This is a genomic window from Arthrobacter sp. 131MFCol6.1 (assembly GCF_000374925.1).
Classification (GTDB): Bacteria; Actinomycetota; Actinomycetes; order Actinomycetales; family Micrococcaceae; genus Arthrobacter.
Genome location: NZ_KB895554.1, coordinates 1 through 17,547, shown reverse-complemented (window position 1 = coordinate 17,547; position 17,547 = coordinate 1). Strand labels below are relative to the sequence as shown.

18 protein-coding genes are annotated in these 17,547 nt (G+C 67.7%); 12 read left to right on the top strand and 6 right to left on the bottom strand.

Translation table 11 applies throughout. The features are described 5' to 3' along the window. Positions 1-98: 98 nt before the first annotated feature. The 4 genes from gcvH to C566_RS0118170 are packed head-to-tail and all read left to right on the top strand — an operon-like array spanning position 99 to position 3,468. Positions 99-494 (top strand): glycine cleavage system protein GcvH, encoded by a 396-nt coding sequence (gene gcvH / locus C566_RS0118185; RefSeq protein ID WP_018775787.1) that lies wholly within the window; start codon positions 99-101, stop codon positions 492-494. Next, positions 491-1,810 (top strand): serine hydroxymethyltransferase, encoded by a 1,320-nt coding sequence (glyA, locus tag C566_RS0118180; RefSeq protein WP_018775786.1) that lies wholly within the window; start codon positions 491-493, stop codon positions 1,808-1,810. The genes gcvH and glyA overlap by 4 nt, the downstream gene beginning before the upstream one ends. Positions 1,811-1,817: 7 nt before the next feature. Beyond that, positions 1,818-2,042, top strand: a complete 225-nt coding sequence (locus C566_RS0118175) for a hypothetical protein (RefSeq protein WP_018775785.1) — start codon at positions 1,818-1,820, stop codon at positions 2,040-2,042. 13 nt (positions 2,043-2,055) lie between these two features. After that, on the top strand, positions 2,056-3,468 hold the full coding sequence (locus C566_RS0118170; protein ID WP_018775784.1) for an L-serine ammonia-lyase: 1,413 nt from the start codon (positions 2,056-2,058) through the stop codon (positions 3,466-3,468). 60 nt (positions 3,469-3,528) lie between these two features. Here the strand turns inward: C566_RS0118170 and C566_RS0118165 are convergent, their stop codons facing one another. Next, positions 3,529-4,089: a TspO/MBR family protein gene (locus tag C566_RS0118165; protein ID WP_018775783.1), complete on the bottom strand. Its 561-nt coding sequence runs from the start codon at positions 4,087-4,089 to the stop codon at positions 3,529-3,531. A gap of 114 nt (positions 4,090-4,203) precedes the next feature. On the opposite strand from C566_RS0118165, the gene C566_RS0118160 reads away from it, so the two are divergent. Continuing rightward, complete coding sequence (locus C566_RS0118160; protein ID WP_018775782.1) at positions 4,204-5,277, top strand: lipid II:glycine glycyltransferase FemX; 1,074 nt, start codon at positions 4,204-4,206, stop codon at positions 5,275-5,277. A gap of 48 nt (positions 5,278-5,325) precedes the next feature. After that, on the top strand, positions 5,326-6,822 hold the full coding sequence (locus C566_RS0118155) for a threonine/serine ThrE exporter family protein (protein WP_018775781.1): 1,497 nt from the start codon (positions 5,326-5,328) through the stop codon (positions 6,820-6,822). A 53-nt stretch (positions 6,823-6,875) separates the two neighbouring features. Here the strand turns inward: C566_RS0118155 and C566_RS0118150 are convergent, their stop codons facing one another. Continuing rightward, the gene (locus C566_RS0118150; protein ID WP_018775780.1) at positions 6,876-7,715 is read right to left on the bottom strand and encodes a siderophore-interacting protein; all 840 of its coding nucleotides are present in this window, start codon (positions 7,713-7,715) and stop codon (positions 6,876-6,878) included. A 51-nt stretch (positions 7,716-7,766) separates the two neighbouring features. Beyond that, the gene (locus C566_RS0118145) at positions 7,767-8,573 is read right to left on the bottom strand and encodes a uracil-DNA glycosylase (protein ID WP_051082365.1); all 807 of its coding nucleotides are present in this window, start codon (positions 8,571-8,573) and stop codon (positions 7,767-7,769) included. 106 nt (positions 8,574-8,679) lie between these two features. Between C566_RS0118145 and C566_RS0118140 the strand changes: the two genes are divergently transcribed. The 6 genes from C566_RS0118140 (at position 8,680) to C566_RS0118115 (ending at position 14,551) form a co-directional block, all read left to right on the top strand. Next, entirely contained in the window at positions 8,680-9,021 is a 342-nt protein-coding gene (locus C566_RS0118140) for a DUF3263 domain-containing protein (protein ID WP_018775778.1), read from the top strand. 93 nt (positions 9,022-9,114) lie between these two features. Continuing rightward, the gene (locus tag C566_RS0118135; RefSeq protein WP_026266833.1) at positions 9,115-9,753 is read left to right on the top strand and encodes a LytR C-terminal domain-containing protein; all 639 of its coding nucleotides are present in this window, start codon (positions 9,115-9,117) and stop codon (positions 9,751-9,753) included. A gap of 159 nt (positions 9,754-9,912) precedes the next feature. Next, entirely contained in the window at positions 9,913-10,116 is a 204-nt protein-coding gene (locus tag C566_RS0118130) for a cold-shock protein (protein WP_026266832.1), read from the top strand. Positions 10,117-10,175: 59 nt separating this feature from the next. Further along, on the top strand, positions 10,176-11,426 hold the full coding sequence (locus tag C566_RS0118125) for an ABC transporter substrate-binding protein (RefSeq protein WP_018775775.1): 1,251 nt from the start codon (positions 10,176-10,178) through the stop codon (positions 11,424-11,426). Positions 11,427-11,722: 296 nt separating this feature from the next. Continuing rightward, positions 11,723-13,360, top strand: coding sequence for a chaperonin GroEL (groL, locus tag C566_RS0118120; RefSeq protein WP_018775774.1), 1,638 nt, complete (start codon positions 11,723-11,725; stop codon positions 13,358-13,360). Between the two features lie 135 nt (positions 13,361-13,495). Next, positions 13,496-14,551: a ribonuclease HI family protein gene (locus C566_RS0118115; protein ID WP_018775773.1), complete on the top strand. Its 1,056-nt coding sequence runs from the start codon at positions 13,496-13,498 to the stop codon at positions 14,549-14,551. Positions 14,552-14,564: 13 nt separating this feature from the next. Here C566_RS0118115 and C566_RS0118110 read toward each other — a convergent pair whose 3' ends face one another. The 3 genes from C566_RS0118110 to C566_RS0118100 form a co-directional block, all read right to left on the bottom strand. Next, complete coding sequence (locus tag C566_RS0118110) at positions 14,565-14,852, bottom strand: WXG100 family type VII secretion target (protein ID WP_018775772.1); 288 nt, start codon at positions 14,850-14,852, stop codon at positions 14,565-14,567. Positions 14,853-15,021: 169 nt separating this feature from the next. Further along, the gene (locus C566_RS0118105) at positions 15,022-16,488 is read right to left on the bottom strand and encodes a sensor histidine kinase (RefSeq protein WP_018775771.1); all 1,467 of its coding nucleotides are present in this window, start codon (positions 16,486-16,488) and stop codon (positions 15,022-15,024) included. A gap of 2 nt (positions 16,489-16,490) precedes the next feature. After that, positions 16,491-17,201, bottom strand: coding sequence for a response regulator transcription factor (locus tag C566_RS0118100; RefSeq protein WP_018775770.1), 711 nt, complete (start codon positions 17,199-17,201; stop codon positions 16,491-16,493). Positions 17,202-17,547: the final 346 nt, after the last annotated feature.

The window sequence follows — 17,547 nt, the reverse complement described above, 5'->3', positions numbered from 1 at the left end:
GAGGAACGAGCGAGCACGCGGAGGAATTGCCTCACCCGCCACCCAACCCAGCCACAATTGTCGTGGCCCACGACTTCTCAAACGCAAAGGAAAAACACATGGCAAAAGTTGCCCCTGAACTGCAGTACTCCGACGAGCACGAGTGGGTTGCGCGGGATTCCGGCAACGCCGGATCAAACATTGTGTCCATCGGCATCTCCGCCGTCGCCACTGATGCCCTGGGCGACATTGTGTACGTGGACTTGCCCGAGGTCGGGTCGACGGTGACCGCGGGGGAGACGTGCGGCGAGGTTGAGTCGACCAAGTCCGTCTCGGACCTCTACGCCCCGGTGACGGGCGAGGTCACCGAAACCAACGCGGCCGTCGTCGACGATCCCTCCCTGATCAACAGCGACCCGTACGGTGCCGGCTGGCTCTTCAAAGTGGCCGCCGAATCGGACGGCCCGCTGCTCTCGGCCCAGGAGTATGCGTCCAAGAACGGTGGCGAACTGTGAGCGCGGCGCAGGTAACCACGTTTGAGCAGGTCGTTTCCCCGAGTCTGGACGCGGAGCTGTCCGTCCTGGATCCGGAGATCGCCGCGCGCATCGACGCCGAACTGTCCCGTCAGCGGGACGGGCTGGAGATGATCGCCTCGGAGAACCACACGGCCAGGGCGGTGATGCAGGCGCAGGGTTCGGTGCTGACGAACAAGTACGCCGAGGGTTACCCGGGCAAGCGCTATTACGGCGGCTGCGAGCACGTGGACGTGATCGAGCAGCTCGCGATCGACCGGGTCAGGGCCCTGTTCGGTGCCGGGTACGCCAATGTCCAGCCGCACTCCGGCGCGCAGGCCAATGCCTCGGTGATGCACGCCCTGATCCGTCCGGGCGACACCATCATGGGCCTGAACCTGGCACACGGCGGCCACCTCACGCACGGCATGAAGATCAACTTCTCCGGCCGCCTGTACAACGTCATCCCGTACCAGGTCCGCGAAGAGGACCACCGGATCGACATGGCCGAGGTCGAACGCCTGGCCCAGGAGCACAAGCCGCAGCTGATCGTTGCCGGCTGGTCCGCGTACGCCCGGCAGTTGGACTTCGCCGAGTTCCGCCGGATCGCCGATTCCGTTGGGGCCTACCTGATGGTGGACATGGCGCACTTCGCCGGCCTCGTCGCCGCCGGGCTGCACCCCTCCCCGGTGCCGCACGCGCACGTGACCACCTCCACGACGCACAAGACCCTCGCCGGTCCGCGCGGCGGCATCATCCTCTCCAACGATGCCGACATCGCCAAGAAGATCAACTCGGCAGTGTTCCCCGGCCAGCAGGGCGGACCGCTGGAGCACGTGATCGCCGGGAAGGCCGTGGCCTTCAAAATCGCTGCGTCCCCGGAGTTCAAGGAACGCCAGGAGCGGGTGCTCGCCGGCGCCCGGATCCTCGCCGGCCGGCTGGTCCAGGACGACGTGACCGCGAAGGGGATCAACGTGATCTCCGGCGGCACCGACGTGCACCTGGTCCTCGTGGACCTGCGCAACTGCGAACTCAACGGCCAGGAGGCCGAGGACCGCCTCGCGGAAATCGACATCACCGTCAACCGCAACGCCGTGCCGTTCGACCCGCGCCCGCCGATGGTCACCTCGGGGCTGCGGATCGGCACCCCGGCGCTGGCCACCCGCGGTTTCGGCGGGGCGGCTTTCGCGGAAGTCGCGGACATCATCGCTGAGGCGCTGATCGCCGACGCCGGCGCCGACCTGTCCGGTCTGCGCGCCCGGGTTCAGGCCCTCGCCGCCGCCCACCCGCTCTACCCCTCGGTTGATAACCTCGCCTAGGCGACGTATGACAGAAGTAGACGCAGTACAGATCACGTCGCCGGGCCGCCGCCACAAGCTGCCGCCCGGCGTCGTGCCTCCGGCGGAACGCACCGCCTTCCGGCGGCCGCACCGCCTTCCGGCGGCCGCACCGCCTTCCGGCGGCCGCACCGCCCTTCCGGCGGCCGCACCGCCTACCGGCGGCCGCACCGCCTTCCGGCAGGACCCTCTGCCGGGCCACAGCAAGACCTAGTTAGGAACCGACAATGGCTGTTGGAGTCTTCGATCTCTTTTCCATCGGAATAGGGCCGTCCAGCTCGCACACGGTGGGGCCCATGCGGGCCGCCGCCCTCTTCGCCGAGGAGCTCAAAGCCTCCGGGGACCTGGAGAAGGTGGCGTCGCTGCGCGTGGACCTGTACGGCTCCCTCGCCGCCACCGGGCATGGCCACGGCACCATGACCGCGATCCTGCTCGGCCTGGAAGGCTTCCACCCCGAGCTGATCCTGCCCGAGGAAGTCGAGGAACGGCTCGCCGCGATCGCCGAAACCGGGAAACTGCAGCTGGCCGGCTCCGTGCAGCTGCCGTACGGGGTGAAGGACATGATCCTGCGCCCCCTGACCATTCTCCCCCGGCACACCAACGGCATGACCTTTACGGTTTCCGGCGCCGACGGCGAAGTCCTGCACACCGCCACGTTCTTCTCCGTCGGCGGCGGCTTCATCGTGCGCGAGGGCGAGGAGGACGCGGCGCTCAAGGAACTCGATGAATCGAAGAAGGAACTGCCGCTGCCGTTCCGCACGGCAGCGGAACTGCTGGGCCGCTGCCAGTCCAAGGGCCTCTCCATCGGCGAGATCATGTTCGTCAACGAGCGCGCCTCCCGGACCGAGGACGAGATCCGCGACGGGCTCCTGCACATTTACTCGGTGATGGAGGGCTGCGTCGAGGTCAGCCTCAAGCGCGAGGGGCTGCTGCCCGGCGGGCTCAAGGTCCGCCGCCGGGCCCCGGACTGGCACAAACGCCTCATGAAGGAAACCCTGGACCAGGACCCCGACTTCCGGGACCCGAAGTACTGGCAGGAATGGGTCAACCTGATCGCGCTGGCCGTGAACGAGGAAAACGCCTCCGGCGGGCGCGTGGTCACCGCCCCCACGAACGGCGCCGCCGGCATCATCCCGGCCGTGCTCTACTACGCCCTGCACTTCGCCCCCGGCATGGACAAGGCCACCCAGGCCGACCGCGACGAGACGATCGTTAAGTTCCTGCTGACCGCGGGCGCGATCGGGGTGCTCTACAAGGAGCAGGCCTCGATTTCCGGTGCGGAGGTTGGCTGCCAGGGCGAGGTGGGCTCGGCGTCCTCGATGGCGGCCGCCGGCCTGGCCGAGGTCATGGGCGGCACACCCCAGCAGGTGGAGAACGCCGCGGAAATCGCGATGGAACACAACCTGGGCCTGACCTGCGACCCGATCGGCGGACTCGTGCAGGTCCCGTGCATCGAACGCAACGCGATCGCCGCCGCCAAGGCCATCAACGCCGCCAAGATGGCGCTCTGGGGCGACGGCACGCACCGGGTCTCCCTGGACGAGGTCATTGTGACCATGCGCGAAACCGGCAAGGACATGAGCTCCAAGTACAAGGAAACCGCAATGGGCGGCCTCGCCGTCAACGTCGTGGAGTGCTAGGAAGCTGACCCCGGCCGGCTGGGGCTGACGTGGCGGGACTCTGCCCCAGCTGTGCAGGCGCTAGTTGTGCAGCGCCGCCCAGAGGTTCAGCGAGGACGCGTACACGATCCACGACAGGTAGGGCAGCATCAGCAGTCCTGCCGTCCGGCTGATCGGCCCGAAGAGCACCACCGTCACGGCCACGGCCACGGCCAAAGCCACGATGATCCCGAACGCGATCCACAGCGCCGTCGTCCCGAGCGCCGGGTACAGGGCGAAGAAGACCGGCGTCCAGAGCAGGTTCAGCCCCAACTGCACGCCGTAGGCTGTCAGGGCCGCTTTGGACCCCGGGGCGCGGCTGCGCCAGACGAGCCACGCCGCAACGGCCATGGCGGCGTACAGTACCGTCCAGACGGGCCCGAAAACCCAGTTCGGCGGGGACCAAGGGGCCTTGTCCGCGGTGGCGTACCAGCCGTTGACGTGGTTGGCCGTGGCCAGGCCGCCGAGGCCCGCAACGAGCGCCGACGCGCCGAGGAACAGCAGCAGCGCGACCACCTGGGAGAAGCCGCTGCCCCCGCCGCGCGAGGAGCGGCGGCCTGGCGCTCCGGGACGTCCTTCCAGCGGTTGTTGCTGAGCCTGCATGAGACCAGCGTAACCGCCTGGCCCGGCCCGGCGGCAGGGTGCGGACCGATAGACTTGGGGCTGCATGTCCGCATGCCGCCGAAGCTCGTACCGCAATGATTGGATACCGCACCCTTGCGAGAATTCACTGCCCGCTTTGCCTCTGCCGAAGAGATTGCCAACTGGGATGCCCACGTCACCGCGAACCCCAACGGCGGCAATCTCCTGCAATCGGAAGCCTTCGCCGAGGTCAAGCAGCACTTTGGCTGGAAGCCCTTGCACCTGGTGTACGAGTCGGCCGATTACACGAGCTACAACCTGGTCCTGGAGAAGTCCTTTCCGGTGCTCGGCAAGCTCTGGTACCTGATCAAGGGACCCGACGTGGCGTCCGTCGAGGACATCCCCGGGATCGTCGCGGCGAACGCGGACTTCGTCAAACGGGCCAAGCTGGGCGTCTTCGCGATCAAGATCGAACCGGACATTGTCTTGTCCGACGACGCCGCGCGGATCCTTGAGGGGGCCGGCCTGGTCAAGACCCACAACCTGCAGCCGAATGACTCCACGGCGCTGCTCGATATTGCGCCCGAGGAAAACCAGCTGCTGCGCAACCTGCACTCCCGGGGCCGCAACGCCGTGCGCCGCGCCATCCGCGAGGGCGTGGAAGTCCACAATGTCGAGCCCACGGAAGAGAACTTCCGGGCCATGTATGCCCTGATGACCACCACGGTGGAAGCCAAGTCCCAGGTCCGGGTGCGCGAGTACGAGTACTACCGCCAGTTCTGGACCAACTTCCTGGCCAGGGACCAGGGCAGGCTGCTCTTCGTGTACGAAAACGGCGTGCCCTCGGTGGGCGCGTTCGTGATCAATTACGGCCGCAAGGGAACGTACAAGGACGGCGGCTCCCTGCAGAAACGTGGCCAGTACGGTGACTCGCACCTCGTGCAGTGGACCGCGATCAACCAGGTCAAGGACCTCGGCTGCACCGAATACGACTTCTGCGGCACGCCGCCGAGCGACAAGCTCAAGGACACGTCGAACCCGTTCCATGGGCTGGGGCTTTTCAAAACCAGCTTCAGCAAGACGGTGACCGACTTTGTCGGCTGCTATGACCAGGTCCTGAGCCCGCTGAAGTACAAGGCCTGGATGGCGGCGGGGGAGCGCGTGGCACGCCAGGTGTACACCCGGCGCACGGGCCAGCAGTTTTACTAAACCGAGCCAAAACAATCAAGGACAGTCAAGGACAGTGAGGAGGCCGGAATGAACAGCGGAATCGACGGCCACCGCAGGCCGGCCACGGACGGCCTGCCCCGGACGCAGCCAATGTCGGCCACGCAGGTGCGCCAGAACGCCGCCGCCAAGAGGATGCTGCGCCGCCTGGTCCAGGGCGAAAACCCGCCGACGGCGCCGATGTCCATCGTGGACCGGCTCGCCGGCAGCCCCTACGCCAACCCGATGATCCAGGTCGGCGGGGTGGACGCTGCAGCCCGCAAGACCATCGACTTCGCCCTGAAACTGGCCGAATCCATGTTCCGGTACGGGGCAGGCGCCCTCGAAGTCGAGACCAGCATCATCGCGATCACTGCCGCGCTGGGGCTCAAGAACATCGAGGTGGACATCACCAACCAGTCGGTGGCCATCAACTATGCCCCGCGGGACCAGACGCCCATCTCACTGCTGCGCGTGGTGCGGTCCTGGACCAACAACTACGCCGGCCTCTCGCAAGTGCACCAGCTGGTCACGGACATTGTGGCGGGCGGCGTCGGCCGCGAGGAAGCCGCGCGCCGGCTCGATGACATCACCCGCAGCCCCAAGCCGTTCCCGCGGTGGATGGTCACGGTGGCATTCGGCGTGTTCTCCGCCGTCTTCGTCGGCGTCTTGGGCGGCGGGCCGGGCGCCTCAATAGTCGCGTTCCTCTCCAATCTGCTGGTCAGCCTGCTGGCCCGCCAGCTGGGCCGCTGGCGTACGCCGGACTTCTTCATCACGGCCTCGTGTTCGTTCCTGGTGACCATCATCGCCCTGCTGCTGTGGCGCTTTGGCACCCCGCTGGGGGTGCAGATTGCCCCCGAGATCGTGGTGGTCGGCGGGATCCTGCTGCTCCTGCCAACGGGACGCCTCGTGTCCTCGGTGCAGGATGCGATCAACGGCTTCCCGGTCACGGCGGCCGGCCGGTTCCTGTCCACCATGCTGACTTTCGGGGCGCTGGTAGCCGGCATCGCCGTCGGGTTCGTCGTGGGGGACATGACCGGCATGGATCCCATAGACGTCACCAAGACATTCCCGCCCAAGTATGACTTGTGGGTGATCGTCATCCTGATCGCCATTGCGGTGCTGATGATCGGCATTACGGAACAGACCAGCTGGAAGCTGCTGCTGCCGACGGCGGCCGTGGGGGTGGTGGGCTATCTGGTCCTCATCGGCGGTGACGCCCTGGGCATCGGGTCCCGCTTCGCCCCCGCCCTGGCCGCCGTGGTGATCGGCCTGCTGGCCCGCGTCGTGGCCCTCCGGATGGGCGCCCCGCAGCTGGTGGTGGCCGTCCCCGCAGCCCTGATTCTGCTCCCCGGGCTCACTATATTCCGGTCCATGTATGTATTGACCATCGAGGAATCGGAGATTCTCATGGGCGCCGGCGGGATGCTCAACGCCGGGGCGATCGTGCTCGGTGTCGCAGCCGGCATCGTGCTCGGCGACACCCTGGCGCGGCCCCTGACGCGGAGCCTGGCGAGCAACGAACGGCGCAGGGCCCGCCGCCGCTAGCTCTTGCGGCGTCAGATGTTGCCGCTTAGATCTTGCCGCTTAGATCTTGCCGCTCAGATCTTGCCGATGGGGAGCTTCTTCTCCGCCTGGAAGTCGTCCTCCACCCGGCCCTTGGCCCAGTAGCCCGAGAGGGACACCTGGGCCCGCTCCAGCCCGCGCTGCACGTAGAAAACGTCCCGCAGGCCCTTCATGTAGCCCCGCTCGCCGTGGGCAAAGACGTGCACCCGGCCCTCAGGCCACTCGGTGTCGCGTACTGCCGTGACCAGCAGTCCGCTCTCGCCGGCGGGGGCGCCGCCGCGCAGCAGCCAGCGCAGTTCGACGCCGGCCGGGCCGGCGATGGCCTGGACGTCGGCGTCGCTGTCCACTTCGAGCAGGGCCAGGCCGCGGGCATCCTCCGGCAGGGATTCGATCGCGGCGCCGATGGCCGGCAACGCTGATTCATCGCCGGCGAACAGGTACCAGTCCGCGGCCGGATCCGGGTTGTACCCGCCGCCCGGGCCGGTGAAAGTCAGGCGATCGCCGGGCTGGGCCGAGGCCGCCCAGGGGCCGGCGAGGCCCTCGTCGCCGTGGATCACAAAGTCAATGGCCAGTTCCTGCGCCGCCGCGTCCACCCAGCGGACCGTGTAGGTCCGGGTGTGCGGCCACTGACTGCGCGGCATGGTTTCCCGGATGGCCCACAGGTCCAGCGGTTCCGGGTATTCGACGCCGGGTTGCGGAAACACGATCTTGACGTACCGGTCCACGTAGTCGTTGTTGACGAACCCGGCGAAGCCAGGGCCGCCGGCGATAATCCGGACCATGTGCGGGGAGAGCTGCTCCCTGCGCAGGACCGTCAGGTCGGTCTGGGGGCGCGAATTCCGGGTGGCGGTGGTGGCAGCGGGGACGGATGTCATGCAGCTAAGCCTAACCAAGAACCCCCGCCGGGAGCTTTGCGCGGAGGCCTGTTACGGCAGCGGCGGCAGTTCCCAATCGACCGTCCCGTTGCCCTGTTCCAGCAGCAGGGCGTTGGCCCGGCTGAACGGCCGGGACCCGAAGAAGCCCCGCGAGGCCGAGAGCGGGCTGGGGTGGGCACTGGTGATCACGGCGGCGGACCCCAGCAACGGCCGCACCGACTCGGCATCCTTCCCCCACAGGATCGCCACCAGCGGGGCATGGCCCGTACCAGAGGCGGAGGCGCGGTCGGCGACTGCCCGGATGGCCGCCGCCGTAACGGCCTCCCAGCCCTTGTTCCGGTGCGAGCCTGCCGCCCCGGCACGGACGCTGAGCACCCTGTTGAGCAGCAGTACGCCCTGCTCCGCCCAGCGGCTGAGGTCCCCGTGGACGCGCGGGGGGAAGCCGAGATCGGTCTGAAGTTCCTTGTAGATGTTTGCCAGGCTGCGGGGGATCGGCCGGGTGGCGCCGTCCACGGCGAAGGACAGCCCCACGGCGTGCCCCGGCGTCGGATACGGGTCCTGGCCCACCACCAGCACCCGGACTCCGGCCAGCGGCTGCCGGAAAGCCCGCAGCAGGTTCGCCGGCGGGGGCAACACGCCATGCCCGGCGGCCACTTCACCCGCGACAAAGGCCAGGGCTTCGCGCAACTGCGCCTCCACCGGCGCCAGCGTCTCCGCCCAGTCCGGAGCAACCAGCGCGTCCAGCGGCCGGCGGGCCAGGTCCGCGAAGCTCAGGGCGTCGGCGGCTGCGGGCTCCAGCTCGAACAAAGCGTCGGGTTCACTGGCGGAGTCAAACTCGGAATCAAACACAGCACCCATTCTTCCCCAGCTGCCGTCCGTTTCGGCGCCGGCCCGAATGACAACCCTGTCATTCGGCCGTAGCATGGGGACTGACTTTTTACCGGATCCAGCCAGGGAGTGTGTCGTGGCCGAAACAGCGCAAGAGTACGTGCTCGCGGGGGATTCTGCTGTCTTCCCCACCGCCGGTGCGGGCCTGGACGGGGTGTCCGCGGAGTCTGCGCTGAGCGCCCGCGACCAACAGATGCTGGCCTTGGAGCGGCAATGGTGGAAGTACGCGGGAGCCAAGGAACAAGCCATCCGCGAGCTGTTCGATCTGTCCGCCACGCACTACTACCAGATCCTCAATGCCCTCATCGATACCGAGGATGCGCTGGCCCACGATCCCATGCTGGTCAAGAGATTGCGTAGACTACGTACATCACGCCAACGTGCCCGCACTGCCCGTCGTCTGGGAACAGATTCGTAAAGTCGCGTCACGAGCAGCCGGATGCGCAAGTCCTGTTGCGTCCGTTCCGGCCTCGGGCACCCCGTATGAAATCAGCAAGGACGTCGTTTTACCATGACCAAATACGCTCGGGATGAATTTGATCGGGTCCCGGAGACCTCTACCCGGCAGGGAGTCCACCGGGCCGTCGCAGCATCACGGCGCCGGAGTCTGGCGCCCATCTTGGCAGCCGGCTGCGTAGCCCTGGCGATCGGCCTGGTGGCCTTCCTGATCCTGCCGAAGCTCGGCTTCTCCGCAGGCCAGGCCGCGGCCGTGACCGCCGGAGACAGCGCTTCCGCCTCTGCCGGCAGCAGCGCGTCCGCCTCGAGCCCCGTGAGCCCCAGCCCCGCGCCGACGAGCCCGGAGCCGGCCGGCACGGAATCCGCCGCGGCGCCGGCGGCATCGCCTTCAGCGACGCCCAGCGCCACAGCCGCAGCCGTGGACAAGACGCAGCCGGTGACGGTCTACAACGCGACCACCACCGCCGGCCTGGCCACCCGGGTCGGCGGCACCGTCACCTCCGACGGCTGGGTCCTGGGCGAGGCAGGCAACTGGGGCGGTGTCCCGCAGCAGACGTCGGTGATCTTCTACAGCGGCGTCGAGCAGAAGGACAACGCGGAGGCACTCGGAACCCTCCTCGGCATCGACACCCTCGTGGACTCCGCCGAGTTCAACATGCCCCTTGTCGTCGTGCTCGGACCGGGCTACCAGTAGCCAAATCCGGTTACGCCTGAATAACTATTAGGCGGCGGCCCTGCCCGCCGCCGGCGTTCCTGGGGGACGCTGTGGGTACAGTATCTGCGGATTTCTCTTCGCAGTCCGCGGCGCACATCGAGGTGGGCCGCACGCAAGCTAGCTGAAAGTGTGGACACCATGGCACTGGGAACCGTCAAATGGTTCAACGCCGAAAAGGGCTACGGCTTCATCACCGTGGACGGTTCCGAGAACGACGTCTTCGTGCACTGGTCCGCGATCGTCGGGGAAGGCTACCGCGCCCTGGACGAGGGCCAGCGGGTGGAACTGGAAGTCGGCGAGGGCGAAAAGGGCCCGCAGGCTGAAAGCGTCCGGCCCGCCTAGTGGCACTGGCTGCCGTCACGAACGCCCCGCGGAACGCGGCGAGGCGCCCCGGAGGAACTTTGCCGCTGGGCCGCGCCCTGGCGGCGGCCACAGTAGCGGCCCTGGCCCTGACGGGCTGCCTGGGCCCGGCGGGCAGTGCCCGTGTGGCCAGCGCCGACGCGAGCGGTGACGGCACCCTGCGCATCGGCCTGATCCTGGACAACACGGGCAAGCAGAACTTCCTCAACGCCTCGCAGCTCGCAGCGGCCAAACTTGCCGTCAAGGAGATCAACGCTGCCGGCGGGCACAAAGGCAAACCGGTGGAGCTGCTGCCGGAGACCATCAGCACGGACACCGCCGCCCAGGCGAAAGCGCTGGTTGCCGCCAAGGCCGACGTCGTGATCGGCCCGACCGATTCCAGCCGTGCCCCGGCCGCCATCGACGTGCTGGCCAACGCCAAGGTAACTGTCATCTCCCCGGCCAACACCGCCGCCGCGCTCAGCAACTACAAGAGCGGCGGCTACTATTTCCGCACCTCGGCGTCCGACATCGCCCAGGCATCCGTCCTCGCCAAGCTGGTCAAAGACGGCGGCGCCAAGACCTTGGCGGTGGTCCACGAGGAAGGCGACTACGGCACAGCCGTCGCCGCCGCCGTCGGCGCTGCGGCGAAACAGTCCGGGATGGAAGTCGTGGCCGACGCGGAGTTCACTCCCGGCCAGGCGCAGCAGGCTGCCGCCGCCGCGAAGGCTGCCAACCCCGATGCCGTCGTCCTGGTCTCGCGTGACGGCGCCCAGGGCGCCATCGCCGAGCTGAACAACGCCGGCCTCGCCGGCAAGAAACTGGTCCTCAGCGACGGAGCCGTCAACAAGTACGGCTCCGGCCTGGGCGCCCGGGCGCTCGAGGGCGCACGCGGGATCCTGCCCGGCGTGTTCCCCTCCGCCACCTTCCAGACGGACCTCGTGGCCGTCGATCCCGGGCTGAAGGACATGGTGTTTGCCGCCGAGACGTACGACGCCGTCGTCCTGGCCGCCGTCGCCGCCGCCGCGGCAGAGGACGACGCCGGAACCTCCATCGCGGCGTCCCTCGTCGCGGTCTCCGGCGGCACCCCGGCAGCCGGCAGCCAGCCGCCCGGCAAGTCGTGCACCAGCTACCAGGACTGCATCGGCGTCCTCCGGGCGGGCCAGCGTCCGGACTATGACGGCCAGTCCGGACGGATCAACTTTGATTCCCACGGCGACATCACCGAAGCGAACTACATGGTCTCCACCTACGGCGAGGACAACCTGCCCACGGTGAGCGGCACGGAAGCCGCGAGCAGCAGCGGCGCCTGATCGCTCGTAGCGTATTGTGCCCGCGTGGCGTGCGGTTCCGGCCGCGCACTGCTTGCACTCTCCCCGGGGGAGTGCTAATTATTGTGTTAGCACTCCAGCGCACTGACTGCTAACACGACGCCCGGTCCGTCCGGCCGCGAAGTGGGGCAGCCGGTCCAGGAGCTAAAGAAACACCTTTGCTGGGGTGAGATCCCGGACCCGGCGGCATACAGAGGCCGCGGGGTAGGGATCGTCCGTCGCGGGCACCACAGCGAAGGTTCATTCTTAACGACTGTCCCGAAAGGACTACTGCCGTTATGGCCAAGATCATTGCATTTGATGAAGAGGCACGCCGCGGTCTTGAGCGGGGCCTGAACATCCTCGCCGACGCCGTCAAGGTCACCCTCGGCCCGCGGGGACGCAACGTCGTCCTCGAAAAGAAGTGGGGCGCCCCCACGATCACCAACGATGGTGTTTCCATCGCCAAGGAGATCGAGCTGGACGATCCTTACGAGAAGATCGGCGCCGAGCTGGTCAAGGAAGTTGCCAAGAAGACGGATGACGTCGCAGGCGACGGCACCACCACGGCAACCGTGCTGGCACAGGCCCTGGTCAAGGAAGGCCTGCGCAACGTCGCGGCCGGCGCTGACCCGCTGTCCCTCAAGCGCGGCATCGAGAAGGCTGTTGACGCCGTCACCGTCGAACTCCTGGCCTCCGCCAAGGAAATCGAGACCAAGGAAGAGATCGCCGCCACCGCGTCCATCTCCGCCGGCGACAACGAGATCGGCGCCCTGATCGCCGAAGCCCTCGACAAGGTCGGCAAGGAAGGCGTCATCACGGTCGAGGAGTCGAACACGTTCGGCCTCGAGCTGGAACTGACCGAAGGCATGCGCTTCGACAAGGGCTACATCTCCGCCTACTTCGTCACCGACGCCGAGCGCCAGGAAACGGTCCTTGAGGACCCGTACATCCTGATCGTCAACTCCAAGATCTCCAACGTCAAGGAACTGGTTGCTGTCCTGGAAAAGGTCATGCAGTCCAACAAGCCGCTGCTGATCATTGCCGAAGACATCGAGGGCGAGGCCCTGGCCACCCTGATCGTCAACAAGATCCGCGGCACCTTCAAGTCCGTCGCCGTCAAGGCTCCGGGCTTCGGCGACCGCCGCAAGGCGCAGCTGGCCGACATCGCCATCCTCACCGGTGGCCAGGTCATCTCCGAGGAAGTCGGCCTCAAGCTTGAGACCGCCGGACTCGAACTCCTTGGCAAGGCCCGCAAGGTTGTTGTCACCAAGGACGAGACCACGATCGTCGAGGGTGCAGGCGACGCCGACCAGATCGCCGGCCGCGTATCCCAGATCCGCGCCGAGATCGAGAACTCCGATTCCGACTACGACCGCGAGAAGCTGCAGGAGCGCCTGGCCAAGCTGGCCGGCGGCGTTGCAGTCATCAAGGCCGGCGCCGCAACCGAGGTCGAACTCAAGGAACGCAAGCACCGCATTGAGGACGCCGTCCGCAACGCCAAGGCTGCTGTCGAAGAGGGCATCGTCGCCGGCGGTGGCGTTGCCCTGATCCAGGCAGGCGCCAAGGCATTCGCGAACCTGCAGCTCTCCGGTGACGAAGCAACGGGCGCGAACATCGTCCGCGTTGCCATCGACGCCCCGCTGAAGCAGATCGCCTTCAACGCCGGCCTCGAGCCCGGCGTCGTCGTGGACAAGGTCCGCGGCCTGCCCGCAGGCCACGGCCTCAACGCCGCCACCGGCGAGTACGTCGACCTCCTGGCCGCCGGCATCAACGACCCGGTCAAGGTAACCCGCTCTGCCCTGCAGAACGCGGCTTCCATCGCCGGCCTGTTCCTCACCACCGAGGCCGTTGTAGCCGACAAGCCCGAAAAGGCTGGCGCCCCGATGGGCGGCGGCGACGACATGGGCGGCATGGGCGGCATGGGCGGTTTCTAACCACCCGCGCGAGCCATCACCGGCTGTTCGACGACGGCGGTCCCACCTTCGGGTGGGGCCGCCGTTGCCCGTTGAGCGCGGTCCCCGTCCAAGGGAGCGTCGGTGGGCGTCGGCGGGTTCTGGCAGGATAGGTCAGTGACGATTACAGCAGCGGCCGACGGTTCGGCCTTAGGAAATCCTGGCCCGGCCGGCTGGGCCTGGTACGTAAACGACGACTGCTGGCGGGCCGGCGGATGGCCCCACGGCACGAACAACCAGGGCGAACTGATGGCGGTGCTGGACCTGTTCCGGGCAACGGCGCACATGCCCGGGGAAGACCTGCTGATCCTCTGCGACAGCCAGTACGTCATCAACGCCGTGACCAAATGGATGCCCGGCTGGAAACGCAAAGGCTGGCGCAAAGCCGACGGCAAGCCGGTGCTGAACGTGGACCTCCTCAAGGACATCGACCAGGCGCTCGTGGGCCGCAAGTACACCTTCGAGTGGGTGCGGGGCCACGCGGGCCACGAGCTCAACGAGGCGGCAGACGTCCGCGCCCGGGCAGCGGCCACGGCGTACCAGCAGGGCGTGGCCGTCCGCCAGGGCCCCGGGTTCGAGCCGCAGCAGGGCGGGACGCAGCAGGCAGCCCAGCAGGCCTCCACGGAGCCGCCGGCAGCCCAGCAGGCCGCACCGGCCGCGCAGGCCGCCAAGACCCCCGCACCACAGCCCGCCGCCCCGCAGGCCGCGACCCGGCCGCAGGCAACCCCGGCGCCTTCCGGACAGCAGGAACTCTTTGGCGCGCCAGGGACCTACGACGAACCGGACCTCTTCAGCGAACTCGAAGAAGAACCTGCCGTGGACCTGGCGGAGGCCAGCGCCGAAGCCGTCGTCGAGTCCCTCGAACGGGAACTGCTCCGCCCCGAAACCCGGGCGGACCTGGGCCGCACGGGTGTCCTGCTCCATCCGGACTTCACCGAAATCGGCAGCTCCGGCCGGATCTGGACCCGCGACGCCATGATGATGTCACTCGAGGACAACCCGGGCGGAGCAGTGGAGCTGGAGCTGCTGGGCGCGGACCGGCTGGGTGAGAAGACGATGCTCTTGACCTACCGCAGCCACACGCGCGAGGGATCAGCCCTGCGCAGCTCCCTGTGGGTCCTTGAAGGCGCGCAATGGCGTCTGCGCTTCCACCAGGGCACACCCGAGGCCTGAGGGCGCGTGCGGCTCACGTGAAGCGCTGCGCGTTGCCCAGTTCCGCCTGCGCATAGGTGGCGGCAGCGGAATTCAGTGCGAGGTTGATGGACGCCAGGGAAGCCTCGACCCTGCCCTGGGTCAGCGTCCACTCGGCCACCAGGGTTTGGAAATTGGTCGCCGCGGAGCCCCGCCAGCTGCTCTGGAGTTCGTCCAGCCCCCGTTTCATGGCGTGGACGTCCGCGCTGATCCGCTCCACCGTGGCCTGCACGTTGGCGGACTTCAGCTGGAGGAGTTCCGTGTCGACGGAGATGATGCTCATGGAAATGCCTCTCGAAATGTTCGGGAGGCGGCCGCGGCCCGGCGGAGCACGGTGACCGTCAGCGGTGGGCCTGCGGTGAGGGCTGGCGGGGAGCGGCTGCCTCGTCCGGATCTTCCGGACACCTCGAGCGTAGGCGGGCGGCGCGCCGGCCGGACACCGCCGTCGGCTCCTATGTGGATAAGTCTGCTGTGGACCGTTCCGTGGCGTTTTCGTCCAGGAACGGGATGCTGACCACCAGCGTGGCACCGCCGCCGTCGGTCTTCCCGACCCGCACGGAACCGGAATGCGAGCCGACGATGGCGGCCACGATCGCCAGGCCAAGTCCGCTGCCGCCGGTCTCCCTGGTCCGGGAGGTGTCGGCCCGGTAGAAGCGCTCGAAAATCCTGGCCGCCTCCTCATCCGGGACGCCCGGTCCGTGGTCCCGGACCTCGATCACGGACTGCCGTGTTCCGTCCGGTGCGGTCCGGACCCCTACGCCAATTTCGACCGGGGTGCCCTCCGGCGTGTAGCGCAGGGCATTGCCGACCAGGTTGCTGACCACCTGGCGCAGTTTGGCTTCGTCGCCCAGCACCGGGGCGGCGACGGGGGCCGCGCCGTCAAGCCCGGTGAGGGTGATGGTGCGGCTGCGGTCGCTGGCCTGGGTGTCCACCACGGCGTCGTTGGCCAGCAGCAGCAGGTCCGCGGGTTTCTGCTGCAGCGGGCGCTGTTCATCGATCCTGGCCAGCAGCAGCAGGTCTTCCACCATGGCTCCCATGCGCTTGGCTTCGCTTTCGATCCGCCCCATCGCCGTGGCCACGTCTTCCGGAGTGGACAGCGCCCCATGCCGGTACAGCTCGGAGAACCCGCGGATGGTCACCAGCGGGGTGCGCAGTTCGTGCGAGGCGTCGGCGGCGAAGCGCCGCATCCGCGCCTCGGACGCCATCCGGGCGGCGAAGGCGGTCTCAATGTGCGCGAGCATGGCGTTGAGCGAGCTCCCGAGCCGGCCCACTTCCGTGCCCGGGTTCTCCACTTCCACACGCTGGGACAGGTCTCCCGCGGCGATCGCGGCGGCCGTCTTCTCCACCCGGGCCAGCGGCCGGAAGGACCGCGAGACGGTCCACGTGGCGATGAAGAACGCCAGCACGAGCGTCAGCAGGCCCACGCCCACCACCACCAGGGCCGCATGTTCCATCACCGAGTCCACGGGATCCAGCGGCAGCCCGATCACGACGACGGCGCCGCGGTTGTTGTTGTCCACCACGCTGACGGCCACGACCCGCCAGTTGCCGCCCTCGGATCCGCGGACCTGGAAGGGCATCTGCTGGCGTTCCCGTGCCTCGACCGAGGAAAAGGTGCTGATGGCGGGGTGGGATTCCTTGTCGCCGCCGAATGTGTAGGGCGGAAGACCGGGGCTGAAGAGCATCAGCGAGTAGTCGGTGGGGACGGTGGAGTTGGTCTCCTGCAGCTGGCTGAAGGACTGCTGCTGGCGCGCGGATTCGACGGCGGCCCGGAGCTTGTCATCCACCTGGCCCTGCAGGAAGCTGTGCAGCAGCGTCAGTGTGCCCGCCCCGGTGGCCGTGAGTGCCACCAGCATGAGTGCCATCATGATGGCCACGAGCTGCGAGCGCAGCGACGCCGATTTCCAGCGGTACAGCAAGGTCAGCGCTTCTCGGCAGTCCGCAGAACGTAGCCGACGCCGCGCTTGGTCTGGATCAGTGCCGGGGCATCGGGATCGATATCCACCTTGCGGCGCAGATAGGAGATGTAGGACTCCACGATCGAGGCGTCACCGTTGAAGTCGTACTCCCACACATGGTCGAGGATCTGGGCCTTGGACAGGACCCGGTTCGGATTGAGCATGAGGTAGCGCAGGAGCTTGAATTCCGTGGGCGAGAGCTCGATCACGGTGCCGCCGCGGCGGACCTCGTGGGCGTCGTCGTCGAGCTGGAGGTCATCGACCCGGATCACGGCGTCGTCGTCGACCTGGGGCTGCGTGCGCCGGAGTACGGCGCGGATGCGGGCCACCACCTCGTCGAGGCTGAACGGCTTAGTGACGTAATCGTCCCCGCCCACGGTCAAGCCGGTGACTTTGTCTTCGGTGTCGTCCTTGGCCGTGAGGAACAGGACGGGGAAGTGCTTGCCGGCGGCGCGCAGGCGGCGGGTGACGGTGAAGCCGTCCATGTCCGGCAGCATGACGTCAAGCACCGCCAGATCGGGGGAGTGCAACTCAGCAGCAGCCAGTGCCTCGCGTCCGCTGCCGGCCGAGACGACTTCGAAACCAGCGAAGCGCAGGGACGTGGAGAGCAGCTCGCGGATGTTCGGTTCGTCATCGACGACGAGCAGCTTGGCTTCGGGACCGTTCTTCTTCATGTTCCCATGATGCTCCCAGACTCTGGGAGTTTTCTGAATGGAAGTTGTGTGTTGCATGGCCGCGCCCCGCTCCCGCCTGATATGTGGTGTTCGTCTGTCAAGGGCGTGGGGAAGCGGTCCCGGACTGGGTTGTCCGGGACCGCTTCCTTTTGGGATGCCGGTTGGTCTGGCGGGGTAGTCAGCGTGTCAAAGGCGACGGCGCGGTCAGACTGATATGCGCGGATTGAGTACCGCAGGACGAGGTGTTCGGCTGGAGACTACCGCTGGTCTAGCAATGTCGGGCGTGGCCGTTGCCGGCTGCCCATAGGCGGATCGCGGGTTTACTCCACGCGCTGCAAGGAACCAC

Bases quoted from the DNA above. Each gene is read 5' to 3' on its own strand.
- groL (WP_018775774.1), top strand. From the start codon at position 11,723: ATGGCCAAGATCATTGCATTTGATGAAGAGGCACGCCGCGGTCTTGAG.
- C566_RS0118150 (WP_018775780.1), bottom strand. From the start codon at position 7,715: ATGACATCCGTCCCCGCTGCCACCACCGCCACCCGGAATTCGCGCCCC.
- C566_RS0118155 (WP_018775781.1), top strand. From the start codon at position 5,326: ATGAACAGCGGAATCGACGGCCACCGCAGGCCGGCCACGGACGGCCTG.
- C566_RS0118110 (WP_018775772.1), bottom strand. From the start codon at position 14,852: ATGAGCATCATCTCCGTCGACACGGAACTCCTCCAGCTGAAGTCCGCC.
- C566_RS0118145 (WP_051082365.1), bottom strand. From the start codon at position 8,573: ATGGGTGCTGTGTTTGATTCCGAGTTTGACTCCGCCAGTGAACCCGAC.
- C566_RS0118165 (WP_018775783.1), bottom strand. From the start codon at position 4,089: ATGCAGGCTCAGCAACAACCGCTGGAAGGACGTCCCGGAGCGCCAGGC.
- C566_RS0118135 (WP_026266833.1), top strand. From the start codon at position 9,115: ATGACCAAATACGCTCGGGATGAATTTGATCGGGTCCCGGAGACCTCT.
- C566_RS0118100 (WP_018775770.1), bottom strand. From the start codon at position 17,201: ATGAAGAAGAACGGTCCCGAAGCCAAGCTGCTCGTCGTCGATGACGAA.
- gcvH (WP_018775787.1), top strand. From the start codon at position 99: ATGGCAAAAGTTGCCCCTGAACTGCAGTACTCCGACGAGCACGAGTGG.
- C566_RS0118170 (WP_018775784.1), top strand. From the start codon at position 2,056: ATGGCTGTTGGAGTCTTCGATCTCTTTTCCATCGGAATAGGGCCGTCC.
- C566_RS0118130 (WP_026266832.1), top strand. From the start codon at position 9,913: ATGGCACTGGGAACCGTCAAATGGTTCAACGCCGAAAAGGGCTACGGC.
- C566_RS0118175 (WP_018775785.1), top strand. From the start codon at position 1,818: ATGACAGAAGTAGACGCAGTACAGATCACGTCGCCGGGCCGCCGCCAC.